Below are 26,240 nucleotides of genomic sequence, written 5' to 3' on the forward strand. Positions count from 1 at the left end.
CTTTCTGATCAGAGAACGGGGCTGTGCAGCCGCGCATTGATCGCCGCGCGCACGCCCTTGGTGGTAAGCTCGGCGTAGGCCTTCTGGATCGCGGCGGCAAATTCCGCGTTATGGGCCAGATCAGCGTCAAACACCGCGCGCAGGCTTAGCAGCGCAGACACATATTCTGCGCCGTCCTGCGCGGCTACGATATCGCGCAGCGCGTCGGCCAGCGGATCACAAAGCGGCAGGTCGTTGCCCGCCTCATCCTTGCCGCGCAGATACAGCATCCAACCGGCGATGCCCAAAGCGGTCAACGGCCACGCGGAGCCGTCGGCCAGATGCGCCTTGGCCGGTGCCAGCAGGCGCTGGGGCAGTTTCGCGGAGGTGTCGGTGGCGATCTGCGTGGTGCGGTGTTGCAGGCGCGCATTGCCGAAACGCGCGATCAACGCATCCGCGTAGGCGTCCAGATCGACACCCGAAAGAGGCGCCAGTGTGGCGGCCTGTTCAGCCCCCATCAGCTGGCGCGCGGCGGCACGAAAAACAGGATCGGCCACCGAACTGGCGACGGTTGCATGGCCCGTAACCGCCCCCAGATTCGCGATAAATGTATGCGCGCCGTTGAGCATGCGCAGCTTCATGTCCTCAAACGGGCGCACATCGGGCACGATCTGCACCCCCACCTTTTCCCACGCGGGGCGCGGACCGGCAAAATTGTCCTCGATCACCCATTGGCAAAAGGGTTCGCACAGGATGCCATTGGCATCCTCATGCCCCGTCACCTCCTCGATCAGCGCGGCGCTGTCGGCGTCCAGCGCAGGAACGATGCGATCCACCATCGTAGCAGGAAAGCGGCAGGTGTTCTCGATCCAGCGCGCCAGCGCGGCGTCACGCGCTTGCGCAAAAGCCAGCACGGCGGCTTTGGCCAGCGCGCCGTTTTCAGGCAGGTTGTCACAGGACATCACCGTAAGCCCGCCCTGGCCCGCCGCGCGCCGCCGCGCCAGACCTTCGACGATGACGCCAATGGCGGTCTTGGGGGCCGTGGGGGTGTCCAGATCGGCCTTGATCCCCTTGTGATCCAGATCAAGCGTATGACCGCTCAGGCAATAGCCCTTTTCGGTAATGGTCAGGGACACAATCGCCAGATCAGGCGCCCCAAAGGCATCAAGCAGCCTGTCGCGCCCGTCGCGTTCGGGATGGCAAGTGCCTGCGATCACACCGATTTCGCGCGCGGTGAGCGTGTCGTCATCGGCTTCGATCACCGTATAGAGGCCGTTCGCGGCATCCAGCGCCGACAGCGCCTGCGCACCCGAATTCAGGCGCACCGCCATCACGCCCCAATCGCCGCCCTCTTGCGACAGCAATTCATCCAGATAGACCATCTGATGGGCGCGGGCAAACGCCCCGAACCCGATGTGCAGGATGCGCGGCTTGAGGGCGCTGCGATCGTAAGCGGGGGTGATTTTGGTGACCTTCATCCTAGGCTCCCAAGCTGACGGTATCGCCATCTGTGACGGCTTTGCCTGCGACCGAAACCTTGCGCGTTTCACCCTTGGGCAGGCGGATCGTGAACCGATCAAAGGCCGGTTTGAACCCGCCTTCGCTCATGAGGTCAAGGCGCAGGTCCTCATCCCCTGACAGGGTGGCGGTGATCAGGCAGTGATTGCCCGACAGCGCGTCACGCGCCAGACCGTCATCCTCATAGCTGATGCTGCTGGTGTCGTTTTTCCCGTTGGCGGGGAAAACGGCCAGCACCCGCGTACCGCTGCTGGCATCGGCGCGGGTTGCGCCCTCGGCCAGCGGCAAGATAGCCCCCGCGCGCACGAACAACGGCATGGAGCCCAGCGTCACAGGCACCGTGATCTGCTGACCGCCCGCGTGCCACGCGCCTGACCAGAAATCCCACCAGCCCGCCCCGTTGTCGGGCAGATAGAGCGTGCGGCTGGTCGCGCCTTCCTCCATCACGCTCGCCACCAAAAGGTCGCGCCCGAGCAGGAATTCGTCGCATTCCTCAAAGGTGCGCGCATCGTGTTCGTGATCAAGGAAGGTGGGGCGGATCATCGGCTCATCCGCCGTCACCGATTGGTAGAGCAGCGTGTAAAGATAGGGCACCAGCGCATAGCGCAGCGCCAGGGCGTCGCGCACCTGCGGCAGGATTTCGGGATACATCCAGGCTTCGTTCACCGTCGCATCATCGTTCCACGAATGGATGGTGAAACGCGGGTGGAAGATACCGTTCTGGATCCAGCGCAAGAACAATTCGGGTTCGGGACGCGGGCCCGAAAAACCGCCGACATCATGACCGACGTTGAAAATCCCCGACAGCGACAACCCCAGCCCCATGCGGGTGTTGTAGCGGATGGTTTTCCATGCGGTGCGGTTGTCGCCCGTCCAGGTCTGCGCGTAGCGCTGGATACCGGGCGCACCGGAACGCGAGATCAGATAGGGGCGTTCCTCGGGGTTGAAGGCAAGCTGCGCCTCTTCGGAGGCACGGGTCATCAGCACCGAATGCAGCGGGCGGATCAGCTTGATGTCGATCGCCTCGCCAAAGCCCTGACAGATCGCATGGCCATCCCAGACTTCGTATTCGTTGTTGTCGTTCCACGTAGAACCAATGCCATGCGCCAGCAGCTGGGTGGTCACGTTTTCCTTCCACCACGCGATGGTGTCGGGATTGGTAAAATCGAGGTGCGAGCCCTCTTCATCCCAGTAGGACGAAATTTCCGGCCTGTCCTCTTCGCTGTCGCGGATGAACAGACCGGCCTCGGCCACCTCACCGTAGCGCGGGTGATCGCGCAGCAGGCAGGGTTTGATATTGGCCACAAGGTTCACGCCCTCGGCGGCAAAATCGGCTGTCATCGCGTCGATATCGGGGAATTTCGCTGTGTTCCAGTTGAACACATAGCGCTTGGGGCCAATCGAGGTATAGCCCGAGGACATTTGAAAACTGTCGCAGGGAATGGCGAATTCGTCGATCTTTTCGAGGAAGGTCGAAAGCTGCACCTGCGCATCTTCGGCGTCGGTGTAAAGCATGGTCGAGCCGGAATACCCCAAGGCCCAGCGTGGCGGAAAGGCCGTGCCACCGGTGATCGACGCCTGACGTTTGACAAGCCCCAGAACATCGGGCGACCACGCAAGGTAGTAGTCCAGATCGCCGTCCTCGGCGCGGTACACGCGGTAGGGCTTGTGGTAGTTGTCAAGCTCGTTGCCCAGATCGAACCAGCAGCTCGACAGGTTGTCGTAAAACACCGAATAGCTACCCGCCTGCGCGGTGCGCGTCAGGGTGACGGGCAGGTGTTTGTACAGCGGATCGGTGCTTTCGGCGTCATAGCCCATCGCATCGAGGTTGCGCATTTCATAGCGCTTGCCGCTACGTTCGAGATCGCCGGATTTCTCGCCCAAACCATAGTGGCGTTCGCCGTGCTGGCGCAGAAAGAAATGCGAATGCGCCGACGTGCGCGTACCGGCCATATAGGCGCCGGTGGGGCGTTCTTGGGCAAAGGTTTTCCACGCACCGTCCACTTTTGCATCCCATGTCAGGCACAGGGGTGTCGCCACCGTCAGGCGCACCGAAGCAGTTTGCAAAACCAGCCTATCCGCGCCGCGATCAAGCGTGAAGGCAGGGCAGGAAAACCCGTCGTTGCTGTCACGAGAACGGCCTTCCCACGCGACATCGCTGTCCGGGGCGATGGACCATGTGCGATCCAACCGCCAGCCCGCCTCGCGCAGCATCGAGACCCGAAAGAGCGTGTCTTCGAGCACCGCGATCCGCAGGGACCGCCCGCCGTCGAGGGATAGGATCACGCCAGTGGCGCTCTGATCCGCGACAGACCAGCTTTTGAGCGTTTTCATCTTATGTCTCCGGATCAGTAATTGAGGATCAGTTGCGGCAGGAAGAGGCTGATTTCAGGGACATAGGTCACGACCAGCAACAAAACGATCAGCACCGCATAAAAGGGCATCATCGGTTTGATCACGCTGCCAATCGGCACCTTGCCGACCGAACAGCCGATAAACAGCACCGAACCGACAGGGGGGGTGCACACCCCGATGCACAGGTTCATCGTCATCATGATGCCGAAATGCACGGGGTCCATGCCAAGGCTTTGCACCACGGGCAGGAAAATCGGGGTAAAGATCAGCAAAGCGGGCGTCATATCCATAAAGGTGCCGACAACCAGCAGGGCGATGTTGATGACAAGCAGGATGATCAGCGGGTTGTCGGACATGCCCAGCAACAGATCAGAGATCGAATAGGGAATATCGCCAAAGGCCATCGCGCGCGACATCCCCATCGAGGCGCCGATCATGAACAACACGATGGTGGTCGTCACAGCGCTTTCAAGCACGATTTTGGGCAGATCGCGCAGACCGATTTCACGGTAGACCGCAAGGGCGAGGAAAAGCGAATAGAGCACGGCAGCGGCGGAGGCTTCGGTTGCGGTAAAGACGCCGAATACGATGCCACCCATCACGACGACGATCAGGCCCAGCGGCAGGATCGCGTCGCGCGCCGTGATCGCGATTTCGCGCCAACTGGGCTTGGGCGCCAGCGGATAGCCGCGTTTCTTGGCGATGATCGCCGCGACCGTCATCAGCGCCACCCCCATCAGGATGCCCGGCAGATAGCCCGCCACGAACAGCGCAGAAATCGAGGTACCGCCGGTGATCAGCGAATAGACGATGAAGGTGGTCGAGGGCGGGATCAGCAGACCCGTCGGGGAAGAGGCAATATTGACCGCCGCCGAGAAGGACGGATCATAGCCCGCCTTGCGTTGCAGCGGGGCCATCACGCCCCCGACAGCCGCCGCCGACGCCACCGCAGAGCCGGAAATCGAGCCGAACATCATATTGGCGATGACGTTAACATGGGCCAACGCACCCGGAAGGCGGCCCCCGATGACCTGCGCAAGGTTGACCAGTCGCATGGCCAGCCCGCCACGGTTCATAATGTTGCCCGCAAGGATGAAAAAGGGGATCGCGAGCAGCGTGAAACTGTCGAGGCCGGAGGCCATTTGCTGGGCGATGACAAAGACCGACTGGTCAAAGCTCATGAACAGCAGAAAGGTCAGCGCCGCCGAGATGCCGATGGAAAAGGCAATGGGCACGCCCACGACCATGAGAACGCCAAAAGACGCAAAGAGGATGATTACAGCCCAGTTCATTTGGCAGTCCTTACTCTACAGGAGGCGCATCGTTGATCAGCTGCATCGGCAGGCGACCACGTGCCAGCTCGATCAGCGCGACAACGGCATAGGCAAGGATCACAACCCCTGCAAAGGGAATGGCGAGATAGACCAGACCCATGGGAATTTGCAGCGAGGGCGAAATCTGCCCGGCGTCCAGCGTGCGCGACACCAGCTGATAGCCGCCCCAGATCATCACGAAGAGCGCGAAAGAGGCGACAAGCAGCGTGATACAGGCCTCGATGATCAACCGCGCGCGGCCCGTCATCATCATGGGAATCACGTCGATCGCAAGGTGGCGCCCCTGCCCGTAGGTATAGGCACCGCCGATCAGTGCGAGCCAGATAAAGAGAAAGCGTGCGATTTCATCCGTCACGGTCGAGGGCACGCCAAGCGCGTAGCGCGTGATCACCTGCCAGCTGACACAGCCGACGAGAACAACAAAAACAGACACGATAACCGTGACTTGAATGCCTTCCAGAATGCGTTTCATGCCGCACCTGCCCGACAAAAATAGAGTGATGGAATGTCCCACGGTGTTCTCATAGCGCCCCCCTCCTCAAGGAATATTCACGACATCACCAAGCTTGACGCAGGCCTGCCGGAAGTTTGGCAAACATGGCCCCCGCGGCAATATTGGTCAACCAATTTTATTTTCTGGTTGACAAGTTTGGGGTCTGAATGGTCTTCATTGCGGCACACCGGCGCCAAAATGGCAAAAATCGGTCAACCAATTTACGACGTGACCGCCCGTCAGGATATACCCGTCACGTCGAAGTTTACGAGGGAGGAGAACCTTAAATGACGAAAACACTACGTACATTGATTCTTGCAGGGACGGCTCTGGCCGCTCTGGGCAGCGCTGCTGATGCGAAAACACTGCGCCTGAGCCACAACAACCCCCCCGATCACCCCCTGCATATCGCCATGCAGCTTATGGCGGATCGTGCCGAAGAACTCACCGATGGCGACCTTAAAATCCGCATCTACCCCAACGGCCAGCTGGGCAACCAGCGCGAGTCGATGGAACTGGTGCAGAACTGCTCGCTCGATATGGCAAAATCCAACACCTCCGAGCTGGAAGCCTTTTACCCCGAATACGCCGCCTTCAACCTGCCCTTCCTGTTTGAAAGCGAAGAGCATTTCTGGTCGATCATCAACGGCGACATCGGCGCTGAAGTGTTGACGGGGTCCGTCGACAACGGCTTTCGCGGCATTTCCTACCTGACCGAGGGCGCGCGTTCCTTTTACGCCTCAAAGCCGATCAACAGCCCGGCCGACCTGCAAGGCATGAAAATCCGCGTTCAGCCCAGCCCCTCCGCGATCCGCATGGTCGAACTGCTTGGCGGCAACCCCACCCCCATCGCCTGGGGCGAACTCTACTCCGCCTTGCAGCAGGGCGTGGTCGATGGCGCTGAAAACAACCCCACGGCGCTCACCACCGGGCGTCACGGCGAGGTCGCCAAATTCTTCTCGCTCGACGAGCACACGATGGTGCCCTCGGTTGTCGTGATCTCCAACTGCGCCTGGGACGGCCTGAGCGACGATGAAAAAGCAGCCCTCGACACGGCGGCAAAGGAATCCATGTCCTTCCAGCGTGACCAGTGGCAGGGCATCGTCGACGAGACCTTCGCCCAGGCCGAGGCCGACATGGGCGTGACCGTCGTCGAAGTGGACAAAGCCCCCTTCATCGAAGCCGTTGCACCGATGATCGAGGAAACCGCCGCGACCAGCCCTGAAATCGCCGATCTGATTTCGCGCATTCAAGCGGCTGCGAACTAAGCGCCCCCAATGGTGGGTCCGGCCATCCTCCCATGGCCGGACCTTTCCCCAGCCCTGTTGCACGCGCGAGAGCTGTGACAAACTTGGTCCTGAGGACATAAAAAGACCCGGTGCCCGCGCGGCACGGATTGGGATGGAGACCAAAGCATGACCGATGAAGCCCGCCGTTATCAGGATGTCGCGCGTGAATTGCGCCGCCATATCGTTGCGCAGGGTTTCAACGTGGGCGATCGGTTGATGACCGAGCGCCAGATTGCCGAATTGCTCAATGTCAGCCGCGGATTGGTGCGCGATGCGGTGATCATGCTGGAAGTCGAGGGAACGGTGCAGGTTCGCAAAGGTTCGGGCATCTATCTAACCCGCAGCCCCGAGGGCGAAGTCCAACCCGACCATGACGACATCGGCCCGTTTGAATTGCTTCAAGCGCGGCAGCTTTTGGAAAGTGCGGTTGCGGGATTTGCCGCGGCGATGGTGACCAAGGCCGACGTGACGCGGATGCGTGAGGCGCTTGAAAGCGAACGCCGCAACATCGAGGCAGGCTCTGATGATTATTCCGGCGATGAGCGGTTTCACCGACTGATCGCCGAAGCGACCCAGAACGGCGTTTTGGTCAGCATGGTCGAAGACCTCTGGGCCAAACGCAGTCAAAGCCGGATGTGGGAACAGCTGCATCACCGGATTTTCGACGAAACCTATCGCCGCCAATGGCTGGACGATCACCACGAAATTCTTGCCGCTCTGCAAGCGCGCGATTCCAACCGTGCGCGTCAAGCCATGTGGGACCACCTGACCCATGTGTCCGACACGTTGATGGCGCTGTCGGATGTGGATGATCCCGCTTTTGACGGCTACCTCTTTGCACCCCGTGCAAAGATTGCAATTTGATTTCGCAGTCAGAAAACTGCTTTAAAACAATACGGAGACAGATGTGAAACAGACATGGCGCTGGTTTGGGCCCGAGGACGCAATCAGTCTGCAAGACATCCGTCAGGCAGGCGCCAGCGGCATTGTCACTGCCCTCCACCACCTGCAAAATGGCGCGGTATGGTCGATCGAAGAGATCACCGCGCGGCGCGACATGATCGAAGCGGCGGGTCTGACGTGGGATGTGGTCGAAAGCATTCCGGTCCATGAGGACATCAAAACCGCGAGCGCGGGTTGGGAACAACACGCCAAGGCCTGGGCACAATCCGTGCGCAACCTTGGCGCCTGCGGCATCACCACCGTGTGCTACAATTTCATGCCTGTGCTGGATTGGACCCGCACCAACCTGTGGTACGAATTGCCCGATGGCGCGCGCTGCCTGCGCTTTGACGCCACCGATTTTGCTGCCTTCGACATCCATGTGCTCCAGCGCAAAAACGCAAAAGCAGACCACGCACCGGCCCTGCGCGAGGCAGCCGCCAAACGCGCAGCGCAGATGTCGAACGCGCAGCGCGAGGCCCTGATTGGCACAATTCTGGCCGGTCTTCCGGGATCGGAAGAAAGCTATACGCCCGAAAGTTTTAACACCCGCCTGGAGGCCTATGCCGACATCGGTGCAGATGAATTGCGGGCCAACCTGCGCGCCTTCCTGATGGCCGTTCTGCCCGCCTGTGAGGAAAGCGGTGTGGTGCTTGCCATCCATCCCGACGATCCGCCGCGTCCGATTTTCGGCCTGCCGCGCGTGGTCTCCACCGCCGCCGACATGGATTTCATCGCCAACATTTCCGACAGTCCCGCGAACGGATTTACGTTTTGCACAGGCTCCTACGGCGTTCTGCCCGACAACGATCTGCCGGCGATGCTGCGCAAACACGGCGCGCGCACGCATTTTTTGCACCTGCGCGCCACCAAACGCGAAGCGGACGGGCTATCGTTCCACGAAGCGCCGCATCTTGACGGCGATGTGGACATGGTCGCGGTTGTGCGCGCGGCCCTTGAGGTCGAAACGGCGCGCGGCGTGACCCTGCCCTTTCGTCCTGATCACGGCCACGCCATTCTGGACGACAACACCCGAAAGACGGCTCCGGGCTATCCGCTGATCGGGCGCTTGCGCGGCATGGCCGAAATTCGCGGCATCGAACGCGCCCTGAAATCGGTGATGTAACGCAAAAGGCCCCCCGGATCGGAGGGCCTTTTATCGTTAGAAGCTTAATGTTGCCTCGACAGCGCGCCGCCACGCGGCGTATTTTTGCGCGCGCAGATCCGGGTCGATCGCGGGCGTAAAGGCGCGCTCCACCGCCCATGTTTTCGCAAATTCGCCTTGATCGGGCCAGACGCCCGCCCGATGCCCCGCAAGCCATGCAGCCCCCAAAGCGGTCGTCTCGGTAATTTGCGGGCGATCCACCGGCGCATCCAGCATGTCAGACAAAAACTGCATCGCGAAATTGCTCGCCGACATCCCACCATCCACCCGCAACACCGACTGGCCACCACCACTGTTTTGCCAATCGTCATGCATCGCATCGACCAGATCCCGCGTCTGGAACGCAACACTTTCAAGGGCGGCGCGGGCCAGTTCCGCCGGTCCCGAATTGCGCGTAAGCCCGAAAATCGCCCCGCGACATTCCGCGTTCCAATAGGGGGCCCCAAGGCCGGTAAAGGCCGGAACAAGAACAACATTTTGCGTCTCATCCGCTGTTTCCGCCAGCGGCTGGGTTTCGCCTGCATCGCGGATGATCTTCAACCCGTCGCGCAGCCATTGCACCACGGCCCCCGCCACAAAGATGGAGCCTTCCAACGCATAGGTCGGTTTCCCGTCAAGCTGGTAGGCGATGGTCGTCAGCAGACGGTTTTTCGATTCGACCGGCGTGTCGCCCGTGTTCAAAAGCGCAAAACACCCCGTGCCGTAAGTCGATTTCATCATACCGGTTTCAAAACAGGCCTGACCGACGGTCGCCGCCTGTTGGTCGCCCGCAACGCCCAGGATCGGAATTTCGCGCCCGAACAGGTCCGCGCGCGTCATGCCGAAATCGGAGGCGCAATCGCGCACCTCAGGCAGCACCGTCATCGGGATATCCAGCATGTCGCACATGGTCTGCGACCAACGGCCCTTGCGGATATCATACAGCATGGTGCGCGCCGCATTGGTCGCGTCTGTCGCGTGTACCCGGCCCCCTGTCAGCTTCCAGATCAACCACGTGTCCACGGTGCCAAAGGCCAATTCGCCCCGCGCGGCCTTGTCCCGCGCGCCCTCGACATTGTCCAACAACCACTTCAGCTTGGTGGCCGAAAAATACGGATCCAAAAGCAACCCCGTGCGGGCGGTGACCGTATCGCCGTGACCCTGCGCAACAAGGTTGCGGCACAGATCAAAGGTGCGGCGGTCCTGCCAAACGATGGCCCGATGCAAGGGCTGGCCGGTTTTGCGATCCCAGATCAACGTCGTTTCGCGCTGGTTGGTGATCCCGATACCGGCGATCTCGGAAATCGGCACGCCTGAACGCTCGATTGCGGCCCGACAGGTCGCCGCCGTACTGGCCCAAAGGTCGGCTGCCTCATGCTCGACCCAGCCGCTGGCGGGAAAATGCTGCGCAAATTCTTCCTGCGCTTTGGCTACGATCCGCGCTTGCGCGTCGAACAAAATCGCCCGCGTTGATGTGGTACCTTGATCAATCGCCAGAATATGACCCATGTTTCAACTCCCCCCGTCTATCTTCATTTGCAACCTGTCTTCAGGCCCGTATTTTCAGGCCATATTTTCAGGCCATATTTTCAGGCCCGTCGCGCCGCCATAAACGCTTCGACGGCGCCGATTTCATCCTCGCTCATGCGCAGGCCCAATTTGCTGCGCCGCCAGACCACGTCCTCTGCATGGCGTGCATATTCCTTATCCATCAGCCAGATCACCTCCGCCTCCGAGAGGCTCGCGCCAAAGTCGCGCCCAAGGTCACTTGCCTGCGTTGCCGTACCAAGGATCAGATTTGCCTCGGTGCCATAGGCGCGGATCAGGCGGCGCGCCCACCGCGCGCTCAGGAAAGGATAGGCCGCTGCAAGCCGTTCGACCAGAAGGTCAACGTCACCGACCGCAAAATCCCCCCCCGCAAGAGCGACACCCGCCGTCCAATCCGGTTTGCGCACCTCAAGATGCTGCGCGATTTTTTCGACCGCATGTTCTGCGAGTTTACGATAGGTGGTGATCTTGCCGCCAAAGATGTTCAACACCGGCGCGCCCCCATCGGTGTCGACCTTTAGCGTATAGTCACGGGTCGCCGCCGCAGCCGAACTTGCGCCATCATCATAGAGGGGCCGCACCCCCGAATAGCTCCAGACCACGTCCTGGGGCGTCACCGGTTTCTTGAAATAGTTGCTGGCAAACGCGCAGAGATAGTCACGCTCTGCCTCGGTGCAAACGGGTTTCTCATCCGGCGTTTGGTGGTCCGCATCCGTCGTGCCGATCAGCGTGAAATCCGTCTCATAGGGGATCGAAAAAATGATCCGCCCGTCGGTGCCTTGGAAAAAATAGCATTTATCATGGTCATAAAGCCGCTTGGTGACGATGTGGCTGCCGCGCACAAGCCGCACGCCCTCGCGCGAGTTCAGGTCCAATTTCGTACGGATCACATCGCCCACCCAAGGGCCAGCGGCGTTCACAAGCATCCGTGCATAATGCGTGGCGCGCGTGCCGTTGCTGTCGGTTTCGATGCGCCACAGATCGCCTTCACGCACGGCGTCAAGCACTTTGGTGCGCACCATGATCTGCGCGCCGCGCGCTTCGGCGTCCCTTGCGTTCAACACGACAAGCCGCGCGTCCTCGACCCAGGCGTCTGAATATTCAAACGCTTTTTCAAACCGGTCATCAAGCGGCACACCCTCGGGCGCGCGGGTCAGATCAAGGGTGCTGGTCGCGGGCAAAATTTTGCGCCCGCCAAGATTGTCATATAAAAACAGGCCAAACCGGATCAGCCATGCCGGGCGCCGCCCCTTCATCCAGGGCATGACCGTGCTGAGCAGACGCGATGTCGGCGTTGTGCTTTCAAAGCGCATGTCGCGGTGCACCGGAAGCACAAAACGCATCGGCCAGCTGATGTGGGGCATGGCGCGCAGCAAGGTTTCGCGTTCGATCAGGGATTCGCGCACCAAGCGGACTTCGAAATATTCCAGATAGCGCAAACCGCCGTGGAACAGTTTGGTGGAGGCCGAGGAGGTCGCGGAGGCAAGGTCATTCATTTCCGCCAAAGCAACGCTTAAACCGCGCCCCGCCGCATCGCGCGCAATGCCACATCCGTTGATCCCGCCACCGATCACAAAGAGATCGAGAGGGCTTTGGGGCGCGCTGCCCGCGATCGCCGGGGTCATTTCAGGGTCAAAAGCCATTTCGCACCTTTTCACACATCCGTCGCGCCAAGGAAGGTAGGGCGCGCGCTCTTGATGTCGACTTACCCAAACCGATCAGATTAGAAAACATCTATTTTCGCAAATGTTCGTTTTCAAAACATGTCGCTGCGGATTTGGCTGTATTTTGCGCAAATATTTTTCGGATTTATTCCAGAACGCCGCCCGTGCTATCGAGGGGAAAAGGAACCCATCATGTCCCAAGCCCTGCGCCATCCCGAGATCCTCGACCTTGCGCGCCGTGACGGCAAAGTCACGGTCGAAGGGCTGGCATCGCATTTCGGTGTGACCTTGCAAACCATCCGCCGCGATCTGTCCGATCTGGCGGATGCGGGGCGATTGGAACGCGTCCACGGGGGAGCTATTTTGCCCTCGGGCACGATGAACATCGGGTATGAAGAGCGGCGGCTGATGAACCTGCGCGAAAAACAGGACATCGCGCGGATCTGTGCGCGCCACGTCCCCGAGGATGCGTCGCTGTTCATCGGCATCGGCACATCGACCGAAGCTGTCGCACATGAATTACTGGCCCATCGCAACATGATGGTGGTGACCAACAACATGAATGTTGCCAATATTCTGGTCGACAACGCGAGCTGTGAAATCAATGTCGCCGGCGGGACCCTGCGGCGCTCGGACGGCGGGTTGGTGGGCACGCTGACAACGGAAACCATCGCCCGATTCAAGTTCGATCTGGCCATCATCGGCTGCTCGGCGCTCGACGAGGACGGTGATCTGCTTGATTTCGATATTCGCGAGGTGGGCGTCAGCCAAACCATCATGCGCCACGCGCGGCGCGTTTTTCTGGTCGCGGATCATTCAAAAATCGCAAGATCAGCGCCCGCGCGCATTGCGTCCCTCGCGCAGGTCGAGGCGCTTTTTACCGACCGCCCGCTGCCCGACGCGCTTGGTGCGCGCTGCGCGGATTGGGGTGTGGCCGTGCATTGCGCGAGGGCTTGGGACCAGACGCGCTGATCAAGCGCGCGCCGTTTCGACCGGTAGAAAACCGACCCAGCCCGCCCCTGCCTGCGGCGCGCGGACCTGTGGCTCGTCAAACAGTTCAAACATCTGCGCCCCCGCAGCCAGAAAGCGCACATCGACGGGGGGCGTGCCCGCCAACAGATGCACGGCCGCGACCTGCGTTGGCGCAAATTTTTGCGCCAGATCGGCGGCGGTTTGTGCCACATCAACGCAGCGAATACCGTAGTGATCGTGCCCCTGCTCGGTGATCGAGCCATCGCGGCGCATGCAAAATTCGATCGGCCAGCCTTCCGGCCCGTCAAAAAAGACAAAGCGCACCCCGCCCCAGAACGCCGCAATTTCCCGCGGGCCGTCGGGGGTGAACTGTTGCGACACAACGCCCCCCGCCCGGGTCACGCGGGCTTGCAAACCGTCGACATCGGGCACGCGCAGCGCGAGGTGATCAAGCCCCTGCGCAACGCTCCCCTCGGGCAGCGCGCCGGCTTTGGCGACGAAAACCTGTTGATCCCCGAAGGCAAGCAGCCCTGCCTCGATCCGCGCAAAACCGAACACCTCGACAAGCTGGTCACAGGCCGCGTCTACATTTTGAACGGCAAGAATCGGGATCATGTTCGGCAGTCGCTTTCGTGTGAGACCCGCCGCTTGCGGGGCGGGCCGATGGGAGGAGCATCGCGCGATGCCATGTTTGCGCTCTCATGTAAGGGGGCATCGGCCCCAGAGCAAGCGCATGAGACCCTGCATAGCATCCCCTTGCGCGCCGCGCGATCGGCCCAAGCCGCACAACCGCACGCCCCGGCGCCCAAAAAACTTGCAAAACCTCCAAAGCGCACGCCAACCGGCGCATTGGAGGCCCTGATCGGCGCGCCTCCCTTGAACCTGCGCCCCAGCGATTGAAAGGTTAAGGGAGCAGAAGGTAACATAACTTATGGACAAACCGGCCTCGAAAATCCGCGAACGCCTCGGCGCTTTGCTTGCGCAAATTTATCCCGATCAGGACAGATCGGCCCTGACCACCGCCGCGATCGAGGCCTTTTGGCCGCAAGGCGCGGTCATGCGCTCACGGGCGCGCGTCCCGGGCAACAGCCTGTGGAGCGAAAAGGACACCTTGGTCATCACCTACGGCAACTCGCTGGTGGATGGCCAACACAAGCCGCTGGATTTGTTGCGTGATTTTCTTGAACGCTACCTGAGCGGCGTTGTAAAAGGCGTCCATATCCTGCCGTTCTTTCCCTACACTTCCGATGACGGCTTTGCGGTTACGGATTATCGGGCGGTGAATTCCGCCTTGGGCGATTGGGAAGACATCCAGCGCATCGGCGCGGAATTCAAACTGATGTCCGATCTGGTGCTCAACCATGTGTCGAGCCTGTCGACGTGGTTTACGGAATACCGCCAAGGCCACGAACCCTTTGACAAATTCTTTTTCGAAGCCACGCCGCAGGACGATCTGTCCTCGGTGGTGCGCCCGCGCACCTCCCCGCTGCTGCGCGAGGTCGAAACGGCCAATGGCACACGCCACGTCTGGTGTACCTTCAGCCATGATCAGGTCGATGTGGATTTTCGCAATCCCGAAGTCCTGTTCGAGTTTCTGCGCATCATGCGGCTGCATATCGACAACGGGGTGCGCATTGTCCGCCTCGACGCCGTGGCCTTTGTCTGGAAGGAAATCGGCACTTCCTGCATCCACCTGCCCCAGACCCACGCCATCGTGCGGCTGATGCGCCTGCTGTGCGATTATGCAGAGGAACGGGTGGTGTTGCTGACCGAAACCAACGTGCCCAACACCGAGAACCTCAGCTATTTCGGCAACCGCAACGAAGCGCATGCGGTCTACAATTTCTCCCTGCCGCCGCTGTTGCTGCACGGGCTTTTGACGGGCACCTCGGCGCATTTGAACAAATGGGTGATGCGGATGCCGCCTGCGCAACTGGGCTGCGCCTATCTGAACTTTTCCGCCTCCCATGACGGGATCGGGGTGCGCGGCGCCGAGGGCCTGTTGTCGGACGACGATCTGGACGGGATGATCGCCGCGATCCGCGATTTTGGCGGGCGGGTGTCGATGCGCGCGCTGCCCGGTGGGGGCGAGCGGCCCTATGAGCTGAACTGCACCTATTTTGATGCGCTCAAAGGGACCGTTGCCGGCCCCGACGCGTTTCAGGTCGAGCGGTTTTTTGCCTCGCAAACCATTGTGATGTCCCTCGAAGGTATCCCCGCCTTCTACATCCATTCGCTGATCGCCACGCCCAATGACCAGGAAGGGGTCGAGAAAAGCGGCGCGAATCGCGCCATCAACCGCTACCGCTGGGACTATGCGCAGTTGCGCTCCGCGCTCGACGATCCGCAAACCGTCCACGCGCAGGTGCTGGGCGAATTGAAGCGGCGGATTTCGATCCGAACCGCCCAAAAGGCGTTTCACCCCAATGCGACGCAGTTCACGATGCAGCTTGGCGACAAGATTTTCGGGATCTGGCGTCAGAGCCTTGATCGCGACCAGTCGATCTTTGCGCTGCACAACATGACCGGCGAAACCGTCAGCCTGCCGGTGATTTCGATCAATATGATCGACGGCGAAAACTGGATAGATCTGTTGTCGAACGAGGCGGTTTCTGTGGAGACAGGGGCGATCACCTTTGCGCCCTACCAATGTCGCTGGATTTCAAACCGCGCCCGCTAGGGGCGGTCCCGCACCGCCCCCCAGCCGCTTTTGATCAGGCGGCAAACCCGCCCATCAACAGGGCGATGACGCGGGTGAACACCTCTGGCGAAAGGGTCTTGGAGGTGGACACCGCCCCATGTCCGAGCGTTTCCATCCGCCGCACCAGCGGGTCAAGATCCGCGAGCATGTGGATCGACGCCCCGCGCGCAAATTCGTATCGCCAGATAATCTCCTCGCGCGACACCTTCGCAAAGGTTTTACCCATCGCGTCGAGAAACGCCTGCGCCACGTGATCGTTGCGATCAAAGGCTTCCTGCGCAAACCGGTCCTGCGGATTGATGCGCATCTGGTAAATCATGCGCAGATAAAGACTGCCGCCATCGCGCGCGCGCGACACCTCCGCCACGGGTTCGATCAGGGCACGCAAAATATCCTCAGGGGCCAGCGCCTGACCCTGAGCGGCGACCTCATAGCTGCGCAACCGCGCGAGGCGCGCCGCGTTCAGCGCGTCGGTGATCGAGGTCATGGCCTGACGCACCAATTCCTCTTTGGAGTGGAAATAATAATTCACCGCAGCGACATTGGCGCCCGACGCTTCGGTAATGTCGCGCACCGTCGTCGCGTGCGGCCCCTTCAACGCAACCAACTCCCGCGTCGCTTCCAAAATCGTGATCCGCGCTTGTTCGCCCTTTTTCAAGGGGCTCTGTGCCACGGCACCATCGGGTGAAATTTTCATGTCCTGCGACTGAAGCGACATTGGTTCTCTCCTCATACACTCTGTAAAATCACGGCGCACACAGCCGCAATCCAAGGCAACTCCCACGGCCTTTGTGTGGAGTTTGCGACAGTTAGCGCAATTGAACAATTGTTTAAATACTGCGTTGCGGCGTTGCACGCCACGGACTTGCACCTTTTGAATTAGCGCTTGCGGGGCGCGGGCATGGCTCTATCCTTGACGCCAAAGCACCGCGCGCACCCGATGTCTGCGCGCTGTTTTTTCGCGGCGACCCCGTCGGAGCCACGCATATATGTCGGTTTGAGGTTCTCATGCGCCTGATTTTAGCGATCCTTCTGGGTCTCGTGCTGCCCCATACTGTGCGGGCAGCCGATGTGACGGTCTTTGCCGCCGCAAGCCTGCGCGGGGCCCTGGACCGCGTGGTCGAGACCTGGCAAAGCGAAACAGGCGCACAGGTCGCCGTGTCTTACGCAGGCTCGGCCACGCTGGCCCGTCAAATCCAGAACGGCGCACCTGCGGATCTGTTTCTCTCGGCCAATAGCGCGTGGATGGATGTGCTCGAGGCCGCGGGCGCGCTGCAACCCGACAGCCGCATGGATCTGCTCGGCAACACTTTGGTGCTGGTCGCGCATGGCGCGGGCGGCGACACCGATCTGGACGCCCGGGCGGTGCTCGGGGCGAAACCCGCCGCGGCGCGGATCGCGATGGGGTTAACCGGCTCGGTCCCTGCGGGCATCTATGGCAAACAAGCCCTGATCAGTCTGGGCCTGTGGGACGCGCTGGCGGGCGATGTCGTGGAAAGCGACAATGTTCGCGCGGCGATGGCCCTTGTCGCGCAGGGCGAAGCCCCCTTTGGCATTCTTTACGGCTCGGACGCGCGCGCCGCGCACGATGCACAGCTCGCGCTTCATGTCGTCGCGCAGTTTGCCCCGCAAACCCATGATCCCATCACCTACCCCGCCGCCCTGACCGCCCGCGCGACCCCTCTCGCATCCGCCCTTTTGTCGGCGCTTACCACTGACACCGCAGGCCGGATATTCACCGAGGCGGGGTTCACCCCCCTGCGCGGCGCGCCGTGACGGTGTTTGGTCTGGGTCCGCAGGATTGGCAGGCGGTCGCGCTGTCGCTCAAGGTGTCCAGCCTTGCAACGCTGCTGACATTGCCGCTGGCCCTCGCCACCGCCTACCTGCTGGCGCGGGTCGATTTTATCGGCAAAACGCTGGTGAACACCCTTGTCCACCTGCCGCTGATCCTGCCACCGGTGGTCACGGGCTACCTTTTGTTGCTGGTGTTTGGCACGCAGGCACCGCTGGGCAAAGCCTTTGCCGGGATCGGCATCACCTTTGCCTTTCGCTGGACGGGCGCAGCTTTGGCGGCGGGGATCATGGCCTTTCCGCTGATGGTGCGTGCGATCCGCCTGTCCATCGAGGCGGTGGACCCCAAACTCGAACGTGCCGCCCTCACCCTGGGGGCCGCGCCGTGGCAGGTTTTTGCGCGCATCACCCTGCCGCTGGTCACGCCCGGCGTGCTCACGGCCGCCGTCATCGGCTTTGCCAAAGCCTTTGGCGAATTCGGTGCCACGATCACCTTTGTCTCCAACATCGCCGGCGAGACACGCACCTTGCCAACCGCGATCTACACGGCGCTGCAAATCCCCGGTGGCGAGGCGGCCGTCCTGCGGCTGGTTGCCATCGCCATTGCCATCGCCGTCGCCGCGCTTGTCCTGTCGGAATGGGCGGCGCGTGCGGTGGCCAGACGGGTCAGCGGCGCATGAGCCTGTCCATCCGCCTGCGTCAGGTCCGCGCCGCCTTTACCCTTGATGTCGGCTTCGAGGCGCCTGCGGGGGTCACGGCGCTGTTCGGTCCCTCGGGGGCCGGGAAAACCAGTGTTATCGAGGCAATCGCCGGCCTGTCGCGCCCCGATCTCGCGCAGATTTCGCTGAACGGCCGTGTGCTTGACGACAGTCCGGCGGGCCTGCGCATCGCCCCGCACAAACGCCGCATCGGCTATGTGTTTCAGGACGCGCGGCTGTTTCCCCATCTGAGCGTGCGCGCCAACCTGTGCTTTGGGCATCACCGCAGACGCAGCGCAGGACAGTTTGATGACATCACCGCGCTTTTGGGTCTGGAAACCCTGCTCGAGCGCCGCCCGCGCGACCTGTCAGGCGGAGAAAAATCCCGCGTGGCAATCGGTCGCGCGCTTCTCTCGGGGCCTGATATTTTGCTTTTGGATGAACCGCTTGCGGCCCTTGATGCGGCGCGAAAAGCCGAAGTGTTGCCCTATCTCGATGCCCTCGCAACCTACGGGCTTCCGATGCTTTACGTCAGCCATGCACTGGAAGAAGTCCTGCGACTGGCACAGACGCTGGTGATGCTGGACAACGGTCAGGTCACCGCCTGCGGCCCCGTCGAAGAGGTGCTGAGCGACCCGGATCTGGCGCAGCATCTGGCGCGCGATGACGTGGGCGCGGTGATCCGCGCGACCCTCACCGGCGATGCGCCGGACGGGCTGTCGCAACTCACCTGCGGCGCGGGCCCGCTGTTCCTGCCGCGCCTGCCCCATCCGGTGGGAACCCCGCTTCGGCTGCGCATTCGGGCGCGCGACGTGATGATCGCGCGCACCCCTCCCCAAGGGCTATCGGCGCTCAACATCCTGCCCGCGACCCTTCGCCGGATCGACACAGCCGCCGCCCGCGAGGGGGGCGCGTCCTCCCACACGGCGCTCGTGACGCTGGATCTGGGTGGCACGCCGCTGTTGGCGCGCCTCACCCGCCGCTCGGTGCGGCTTCTCGGCCTCGAACTGGGAATGGACGTCTTTGCGGTGGTGAAATCCGTCGCCCTGGCGCGCGAGGAATTGCAGCTCGGCGCGCCCCCAAAGCCCAGGGCCACCCCATGACCTATCCGCGCCTGCGCCCGCTCGGGGACACCGCGCTTAGCGTGGAATTTGGCGAGCGGATCGACGCCGCTCTCAACGCCCGCGCCCGTGCTTTGTCCTACGATTTGGCCCAGAACCCGATCACCGGCGTGGTGGATGTTGTCCCCACCTATCGCGCGGTTCTGGTGTCCTACGACCCGCATGTCATCCGTGGCGCGACCTTGGAAACGGCGCTGAACGAGCGCCTGCGCGCGCCCCTCGGCGCGCCCGAAAACGCTCCCCAATCAGGCGCTTTGTGGCATGTTCCGGTGGTCTACGGCGCGGAGACCGGCTGCGACCTTGCCCCGCTGGCGCGCGACAAGGGCCTGAGCGAACAGGCGCTGATCGCCTTGCATTGCAGCGTCGAATACCGTGTCTACATGATCGGCTTTGCCCCCGGGTTTGCCTATCTGGGCGGCTTGCCCGAGCAGCTTCATGCGCCGCGCCTTGCCACCCCGCGCCAATGGGTTCCCGCCGGCGCAATCGGGATTGGCGGCCAGCAGGCCAGCATCAATTCCGTCGCGGGTCCCTCGGGCTGGCGCTACATCGGCCAGACACCGTGGCGCAGTTTTGATCCCGATCGCGCCCGCCCCTTTCTGTTTGCCGCAGGCGATCGCATCCGCTTTATCCCCGTGAGCGCGCGCGAGGGCCAGGACATTGCCGCGCGCGCCGCCATGCCCGACGCCCCCCTGCCCGAGCCCCAGCCATGAGTGCACAAGCCCGCCTGAGCGTCCTCTCTGCCGGTCCGCTGGTAAGCGTGCAGGATCTGGGCCGCGCGGGGCTTCGCCAGTTCGGCGTGTCCTGCGCGGGTGCCGTCGATGCGCCTGCGGCCCGGCTGGCCAATGCGCTTTGCGCCAATGCACCCGCTGCGGCGCTGCTGGAATTTGCGGGGCTGGGCGGCAGCTTTGCGACCTCACGCGATCTGCGCTTTGCCGTCACGGGCGGGGCCTGCGACATTCGCATCGGCGCGCGACAGCTGCCCGCCTATGAGTCCCATGTTTTGCGCGCGGGCGAGACGCTGCGCATCGGGGCGATGTCGGACGCGGTTTGGGGCTATCTCGCGCTGGCGGGCGGCATTGACGTGCCTTGCGTGCTGGGGGCGCGCGCCACCCATTTGCGCACCGGGCTGGGCGGCGTGGCGGGGCGGTGCCTGCGCGCGGGCGACCAGCTTGTGCTTGGCCCCGCGTCCGAGGATTCCCCCTGTCTCGCGCCCGGGGCGCAGACCGCCCCGGACAGCGGCCCGATCCGCCTTGTGCTTGGCCCCCAGGACCGGCAATTTGCCCCCGAGGCGCTGGAACGTCTGAGGGAGGCGGTATTTATCGTCACACCCCAGCGCGACCGGATGGCAATGGTGCTGGATGGCCCGCCCCTCGTGGCGCCGGCCGGACACGATATCGTGTCCGACGGGACTGTGGCAGGTGTCCTTCAAGTGCCCGCCTCCGGCAAGCCCATCGTTTTGCTTGCCGAAAGCCAGACAACCGGCGGCTATCCCAAAATCGCCACTGTGATCAGTGCCGATTTGCCGCGCCTTGCACAAATGGCCGTTGGCGCACAGGTGCGGTTCCAGATCATCGACCGCGACAGCGCCGAAGACATCGCCATCGCGGCGCGCGCAAGAGAACACCGTCTTTTCGCGACGCTGCGCCCCAAAATCCGCCGCGATCTCAGCAGCGCTTTCTTGCTGTCCCAAGAGCTTGTGGGGGGGATTTTCGACCCCGATGCTGTCCTCTCGCCCCCCGACAGCTGACCCGATTGCATCCTCAGCCGACTGTGCACCCGCGCACCTTGCGGCGCTTGACCCTGCCCCGCGGCGCGTTTCATGTTAGCGGAAACATTTGAGACATCCATCCGAGGTTCCCATGACGACACCCACCGCTGCGCGCTGCGACACGCTTGTTGACCAGCTCACTCTTGCAGAACAGGTCAGCCTGCTTGCCGGTCAAGACATCTGGTCCATCAACCCCATCGAGCGCCTCTCGATCGGCCGGTTGCGCGTCACCGATGGTCCCAACGGAGCGCGCGGCGCGGGCAATTTGACCGGCGGCGTCAAATCGGCGGCCTTTCCGGTGGGCATCGCCCTTGGCGCGACATGGAACCCTGATCTGCTGAAACGGATCGGCGGCGCGCTTGCCGAGGAGGTCAAAGACAAAAGCGCCCATGTGCTGTTGGCCCCGACGGTCAACCTGCAACGCGGCCCGCTGAACGGGCGCAATTTCGAATGCTATTCCGAGGACCCGCAGCTGACGGGCGCTTTGGCCGTTGCCTATGTCCAAGGTCTGCAAGCGGCCGGTATTTCCGCGACGATCAAACATTTCGTCGGCAATGAAAGCGAAATTCAACGCACGACCGTCTCTTCGGATGTGGATGAGCGCAGCTTGCGCGAACTTTACCTCGTGCCCTTCGAGCGGGCTGTCAAAGAGGCGGGCGTCTGGGGCATCATGACCAGCTACAACCGGCTGAACGGCACCTTCACCTCTGATCATGACTGGCTTTTGCAAACGGTGCTGCGCCAGCAATGGGGCTATTCGGGGCTTGTGATGTCCGATTGGTACGGCTCGCACAACGGCGATAAAACACTGCGCGCGGGACTGGATCTGGAAATGCCGGGGCCGACACGCTTTCGCGGTGCGGATGTTGTGGCAGCGGTCGAGCGGGGCGATCTTCCCGCCGAACTGGTGCGCCGCGCCGCGCTGAACGTGCTGCGCCTGATGGAGCGCACGGGCGCGATGGACGGCGATGGCACCTTGAACGAGCAGGCGGTCGAGCGCGAGACCACGCGCGCCCTGATCCGTGAAGCCGGTGCCGATGGCATGGTTTTGTTGAAAAACGAGGCGGTGCTGCCCTTGGCGCCGGGGACAAAAGTTGCGCTGATCGGCCCCAATGCGGCCACGGCGCGCTGCATGGGCGGTGGCTCGGCGCAACTCAACGCCCATCGCCTGGTGTCACCGCTCGAGGGGCTCACCCAAGCGCTCGGAGCGCAGGCGATCACCCATGCCACGGGCTGTACCAACCACCGGTTCGAACCCACGCTTACGGGCGAGTTTACCGTCGATTGGTATGACAACCTTGACCTGTCGGGCGATCCGGCCCATCGCGACACCATCGAGGCGACGGAGCAATTCCTGCTCGGCAAACCGGGCGGCGGCAAGGTCGATCCGATGCGCTTTTCCCTGCGCCTGCGCGGCACCTTCACGCCCGAAGAAAGCGGCACCCACCGGATTGGCCTGCATGTCGCTGGGCGCGCCAAGCTACGCCTGGACGGCGCGCCGGTGATCGACGCCTGGGACAGCTGGGAACGCGGCACGACTTTCTTTGAGGAAGGCTGCGATCCTGTTACGAGCGAAGTTATTCTGGAAAAAGGGAAATCTTACGAGATCGAGATGGATTTCCATACGTGTGATTACCACAACCTGCTTGTCTTCGGGTATGGAATCGGCATTGGCAAGGTGATGGGACAGGCCGAAATCGACGCGGCGGCCGATCTTGCGGCGCAGGCCGATGTCGCGGTGCTTTGCGTCGGGCGTTCGGCAGAATGGGACACGGAAGGCTGGGATTTGCCCTCGATGTCCCTGCCCGGATTGCAGGATGATCTTATCCGCGCTGTTGCCGCCAAAGCCAAACGCACGGTGGTGCTCTTGCAAACCGGCGGGCCGGTGGAAATGCCGTGGATCGACGCGGTCGATGGGGTGGTTCAGGCATGGTACGGCGGACAAGAGGCGGGCCATGCGATTGCCGATGTTCTGAGCGGCGCGGCCGAGCCGCGCGGACGGCTGGCGCAAAGTTTTCCGCGCCGTCTGGCGGATGCGCCCACCATGGGCGCAGGCGCGCTTGCCTACCCCGGTGTCGAGGGGCACATCCGCTACGATGAACAGCTCGAGATCGGCTATCGCCATCATCAACGCCATGATATTGAACCCCTTTTCTCCTTTGGTCATGGGCTTGGCTACACGGAGTTCCGCCTTGGGGAGGCGCGCATCAGCGCAGATCGTTTCGAGGAAACCGGCGATTTGAGCGTCACGGTGACGCTTAGCAACATCGGGAAAGCCGCCGGCACGACCGTTGTCCAGCTCTATGTTGCGCCCCAAGATGCCCCCGTCAGCCGCCCCAAAAGCGAGTTGAAAGCCTTTGCGAAAGTCAGCCTAGATGCGGGCGCGGCGCAGGAAGTCACCCTGTCCCTGAGCGCGCGCGATTTCGCGTGGTTCAGCGTTGAGGATCAGGCGTGGCAAATCAGTCAGGGCGCCTATGACCTTTGCCTCGGGCAGTCGTCTGACAGGATCGAAACGCGGATCACCGTCACACGCGACACCGCCTTGGTCGCGGCGGTATAGCGCGCAAAGCGCGCCGCGATGGACAAAGGCGCGCCAAACATGTCATATATCTCGTGCACCCAGCGATGTGCACGAGAGACAGCAAGGCAGGCAAACGCGTGAGCGCGACGACATCGAACAAATCGACCCCGCATAAAACCGCCGGCAAGACGCTGGTCGTGACCGTCCGCGATGCGCTGCGCGCGCAGATCGAAAGCGGCACCTACCAACCGGGAAACCGTTTGCCCAGCGAAGCGCAGTTGACCCGCGAATTCGACGTCAGCCGCACGGTGGTGCGCGAAGCCATTGCCGCCCTGCGCGCCGACCGCCTCGTCGAGCCCCGCCAAGGGGCAGGCATTTTCGTGCTGGACCCGCCTCAAAGTCATGATTTACCGTTTCAAAACATAGACTTCGTGCGCATTTCCTCCATGATCGAGCTGCTCGAACTGCGCACGGCCGTCGAGGTCGAAGCCGCCGCCCTTGCCGCGACGCGCCGCTCGCCCTCGCAGGAAGAAAACATCATCGACTGCTACCGCGATTTGGGGAATTTGGCCAAAGCGGGCGCGCCGACATCGCAGGCGGATTTCGCCCTGCATCTCGCGATTGCCGATGCGACCAACAACCCGCGGTTTCGCGAATTCCTGTCGATGATCGGTCCAAGTGTGATTCCGCGCCGCGCCCTGAACGAGGGCACCAACGAGCGCGCGTCCCAGACCTATCTCAAAGTGATCGACGCCGAGCACGAGCAGATCGTTGCCGCCATTTTGGAAGGAAACGAAGCGGCGGCCCGCGACGCCATGCGCCATCATTTGAAGGGCAGCCAGTCGCGCTACCGCGCGCTTCTGCGCGGTTCCAATACGCCCGGTTGACTTCGCAAAATTTGTCAGACAACATGAGCGCGACATTTTTTAGCACAGGACCCTTCCAATGACCACCGAGCCCCGCGCGCCGCTACGCAGCTTTCCCACCACGTCTCCCGACACGGGCGTGTTGCGCCAGGTGCTGTCGGAGTCGCCGGAATTGATGATGGTCTCTTTTTGCTTTGAAACAGGCGCAAAAGGCGCCCTACACCAGCATCCGCACGTGCAGTCGACCTATGTGCACAGCGGGCGTTTCCGGTTTTTCCTTGAGGGCGCGGCCTTTGACGTCAGCGCGGGCGACAGCTTTGTGATTCCGTCGAACGCGGAACATGGCTGTGAATGTCTGGAGGCGGGCCAGTTGATTGACAGCTTCGCGCCGCGCCGCGACGATTTTCTGTAAATTTACCCGATTTGGGTGATTTTCAGGGCGCTGACCGTAGGTCACCTTTTTCCCGCGTCCGACTGCGCCAATGCAGCGCGTTGCGCGTCTTCGTCCAGCGCCATCAAACGCCCGTCACGCGATCGCTTGACCTTTTGCATATGTTTGCGCGGGCTACAGCCGATCACCCGCTTGAAGGCGCGCGAAAAATAATAGGGATCGGAAAACCCGACATCGCTGGCGGTGACGGAAACGGACTTTCCGGTTTCCAACAGATGCATGGCGCGCTCCATGCGGCAAAATTCCTGATATTGGCGCGGCGTGCGGCCAATGCGGTCCCGAAAGGCGCGCAAAAAATAATCGCGATTATACGGAGCCTCGTGCAGGACCTGCTCTGAAAGCCCGTCTACCAAGGGCGAGGTGGAAATCTTCGACGCGGCTTTCATCACCGCAAAGTCGATCGCAGCACCGCCTTCTAGTTGATATCCCGTATCTTTTTTCCAGCCATCAAAGGCATCTTCGAGAAAAGCAAGCAACACCACCATGAACATGTGGTGCTGCTGCAAGGTCACGGAATGCGGCGGCGCGCTTTGACGGTAGTGCCAGATCAGGGGTTTCAATTCGTCCCAACGACTGAGTTTCACTTTGCGCTTGAGGTTCATTTGCGCAATCAGATCGTGTTTTCCGTAGATATCGAGGGTGAAATGCTGGGCCAGCCCGAGATAGCTCGAGGTCTGCGTCCACCCTTCAAAGCGCTGCCCGCGCGGCGCGAGGAAGGCTTCCCCCGGTTCCAGAGAAAACCGCTCGCCCCCGACGAGATACTCCCCCCGCCCCTCCAGCGCGATCATCAGATCTTCCACCGGATTGGCCTTATCAACCCGCCAGGTTGGCGAGTGCTGCATGCGAATGGTGGAACGGGTCAGGGTCAGTGACAACGCTCCGGGCGGAATACGGGCCAAAACACCACCTTCTATTTCGTCCATCTTTTTCCCCGTCCTTGTCCCTTCATTCACAGCCTGCACTGTGATCATAATTCATCATACAACTGCAAATGCAGGGTGGGTTCAAGCGTGAGGAGGACGCTTGTGCCAAGGCAATATGCGATACTTGCGCTGCAAGCATTGCGTCAGGGGAGGACAGAGTGA

Annotated in this window: 22 protein-coding genes; 13 read left to right on the top strand and 9 right to left on the bottom strand. The window is 61.9% G+C overall.

Features of this window, described 5'->3' with window-relative positions:
- Positions 1-8: 8 nt before the first annotated feature.
- From AQS8620_RS03180 to AQS8620_RS03195, 4 genes are read right to left on the bottom strand one after another with little or no spacing between them, the layout of a single operon-like run.
- Positions 9-1,457 (bottom strand): mannitol dehydrogenase family protein, encoded by a 1,449-nt coding sequence (locus tag AQS8620_RS03180; RefSeq protein ID WP_085835411.1) that lies wholly within the window; start codon positions 1,455-1,457, stop codon positions 9-11.
- 1 nt (position 1,458) lies between these two features.
- Positions 1,459-3,831 (bottom strand): glycoside hydrolase family 31 protein, encoded by a 2,373-nt coding sequence (locus tag AQS8620_RS03185; protein ID WP_085835412.1) that lies wholly within the window; start codon positions 3,829-3,831, stop codon positions 1,459-1,461.
- Positions 3,832-3,845: 14 nt separating this feature from the next.
- Complete coding sequence (locus AQS8620_RS03190; protein ID WP_085835413.1) at positions 3,846-5,144, bottom strand: TRAP transporter large permease; 1,299 nt, start codon at positions 5,142-5,144, stop codon at positions 3,846-3,848.
- 10 nt (positions 5,145-5,154) lie between these two features.
- The gene (locus AQS8620_RS03195) at positions 5,155-5,658 is read right to left on the bottom strand and encodes a TRAP transporter small permease (protein WP_085835414.1); all 504 of its coding nucleotides are present in this window, start codon (positions 5,656-5,658) and stop codon (positions 5,155-5,157) included.
- A 308-nt stretch (positions 5,659-5,966) separates the two neighbouring features.
- Here AQS8620_RS03195 and AQS8620_RS03205 point away from each other — a divergent pair, with 308 nt between their 5' ends.
- From AQS8620_RS03205 to uxuA, 3 genes are all read left to right on the top strand, one after another.
- Entirely contained in the window at positions 5,967-6,947 is a 981-nt protein-coding gene (locus AQS8620_RS03205) for a TRAP transporter substrate-binding protein (RefSeq protein ID WP_085835416.1), read from the top strand.
- Positions 6,948-7,094: 147 nt separating this feature from the next.
- Positions 7,095-7,832 (top strand): FCD domain-containing protein, encoded by a 738-nt coding sequence (locus AQS8620_RS03210; RefSeq protein ID WP_085835417.1) that lies wholly within the window; start codon positions 7,095-7,097, stop codon positions 7,830-7,832.
- Between the two features lie 43 nt (positions 7,833-7,875).
- Complete coding sequence (gene uxuA / locus AQS8620_RS03215) at positions 7,876-9,036, top strand: mannonate dehydratase (protein WP_085835418.1); 1,161 nt, start codon at positions 7,876-7,878, stop codon at positions 9,034-9,036.
- A 36-nt stretch (positions 9,037-9,072) separates the two neighbouring features.
- Here the strand turns inward: uxuA and glpK are convergent, their stop codons facing one another.
- Positions 9,073-10,563 carry a glycerol kinase GlpK gene (gene glpK / locus AQS8620_RS03220; protein ID WP_085835419.1) on the bottom strand — a complete coding sequence of 497 codons (1,491 nt, stop codon included), beginning with the start codon at positions 10,561-10,563 and terminating at the stop codon, positions 9,073-9,075.
- A gap of 80 nt (positions 10,564-10,643) precedes the next feature.
- The gene (gene glpD, locus AQS8620_RS03225; RefSeq protein WP_234990361.1) at positions 10,644-12,245 is read right to left on the bottom strand and encodes a glycerol-3-phosphate dehydrogenase; all 1,602 of its coding nucleotides are present in this window, start codon (positions 12,243-12,245) and stop codon (positions 10,644-10,646) included.
- Positions 12,246-12,458: 213 nt separating this feature from the next.
- Between glpD and AQS8620_RS03230 the strand changes: the two genes are divergently transcribed.
- Positions 12,459-13,238 carry a DeoR/GlpR family DNA-binding transcription regulator gene (locus AQS8620_RS03230; protein ID WP_085835622.1) on the top strand — a complete coding sequence of 260 codons (780 nt, stop codon included), beginning with the start codon at positions 12,459-12,461 and terminating at the stop codon, positions 13,236-13,238.
- On the opposite strand, the gene AQS8620_RS03235 is transcribed toward AQS8620_RS03230, so the two are convergent.
- Positions 13,239-13,853, bottom strand: coding sequence for a VOC family protein (locus tag AQS8620_RS03235; protein ID WP_085835420.1), 615 nt, complete (start codon positions 13,851-13,853; stop codon positions 13,239-13,241).
- Between the two features lie 316 nt (positions 13,854-14,169).
- Here AQS8620_RS03235 and AQS8620_RS03245 point away from each other — a divergent pair, with 316 nt between their 5' ends.
- A complete protein-coding gene (locus AQS8620_RS03245; RefSeq protein ID WP_085835422.1) occupies positions 14,170-15,918 on the top strand; it encodes a sugar phosphorylase in 1,749 nt (582 codons plus the stop codon).
- A gap of 34 nt (positions 15,919-15,952) precedes the next feature.
- Here the strand turns inward: AQS8620_RS03245 and AQS8620_RS03250 are convergent, their stop codons facing one another.
- Positions 15,953-16,657, bottom strand: coding sequence for a TetR family transcriptional regulator (locus AQS8620_RS03250; protein ID WP_159453189.1), 705 nt, complete (start codon positions 16,655-16,657; stop codon positions 15,953-15,955).
- A gap of 290 nt (positions 16,658-16,947) precedes the next feature.
- Here AQS8620_RS03250 and modA point away from each other — a divergent pair, with 290 nt between their 5' ends.
- The 8 genes from modA (at position 16,948) to AQS8620_RS03290 (ending at position 25,116) form a co-directional block, all read left to right on the top strand.
- Positions 16,948-17,715 (top strand): molybdate ABC transporter substrate-binding protein, encoded by a 768-nt coding sequence (modA, locus tag AQS8620_RS03255; protein WP_085835424.1) that lies wholly within the window; start codon positions 16,948-16,950, stop codon positions 17,713-17,715.
- Between the two features lie 2 nt (positions 17,716-17,717).
- Positions 17,718-18,410, top strand: a complete 693-nt coding sequence (gene modB / locus AQS8620_RS03260; protein WP_085835623.1) for a molybdate ABC transporter permease subunit — start codon at positions 17,718-17,720, stop codon at positions 18,408-18,410.
- Entirely contained in the window at positions 18,407-19,531 is a 1,125-nt protein-coding gene (gene modC / locus AQS8620_RS03265; RefSeq protein ID WP_085835624.1) for a molybdenum ABC transporter ATP-binding protein, read from the top strand. The genes modB and modC overlap by 4 nt, the downstream gene beginning before the upstream one ends.
- A complete protein-coding gene (pxpB, locus tag AQS8620_RS03270; protein ID WP_085835425.1) occupies positions 19,528-20,259 on the top strand; it encodes a 5-oxoprolinase subunit PxpB in 732 nt (243 codons plus the stop codon). The genes modC and pxpB overlap by 4 nt, the downstream gene beginning before the upstream one ends.
- A complete protein-coding gene (locus AQS8620_RS03275) occupies positions 20,256-21,296 on the top strand; it encodes a 5-oxoprolinase subunit C family protein (protein WP_085835426.1) in 1,041 nt (346 codons plus the stop codon). The genes pxpB and AQS8620_RS03275 overlap by 4 nt, the downstream gene beginning before the upstream one ends.
- 112 nt (positions 21,297-21,408) lie before the next feature.
- On the top strand, positions 21,409-23,877 hold the full coding sequence (locus AQS8620_RS03280; RefSeq protein ID WP_085835427.1) for a beta-glucosidase: 2,469 nt from the start codon (positions 21,409-21,411) through the stop codon (positions 23,875-23,877).
- A 98-nt stretch (positions 23,878-23,975) separates the two neighbouring features.
- Positions 23,976-24,725: a FadR/GntR family transcriptional regulator gene (locus AQS8620_RS03285; protein WP_234990362.1), complete on the top strand. Its 750-nt coding sequence runs from the start codon at positions 23,976-23,978 to the stop codon at positions 24,723-24,725.
- A 58-nt stretch (positions 24,726-24,783) separates the two neighbouring features.
- Entirely contained in the window at positions 24,784-25,116 is a 333-nt protein-coding gene (locus AQS8620_RS03290) for a cupin domain-containing protein (RefSeq protein WP_085835429.1), read from the top strand.
- Between the two features lie 41 nt (positions 25,117-25,157).
- Here the strand turns inward: AQS8620_RS03290 and AQS8620_RS03295 are convergent, their stop codons facing one another.
- Positions 25,158-26,078, bottom strand: coding sequence for an AraC family transcriptional regulator (locus AQS8620_RS03295; RefSeq protein WP_085835625.1), 921 nt, complete (start codon positions 26,076-26,078; stop codon positions 25,158-25,160).
- Positions 26,079-26,240 lie beyond the last annotated feature (162 nt).

Origin of the sequence: Aquimixticola soesokkakensis (assembly GCF_900172375.1) — a bacterium.
GTDB lineage: Bacteria > Pseudomonadota > Alphaproteobacteria > Rhodobacterales > Rhodobacteraceae > Aquimixticola > Aquimixticola soesokkakensis.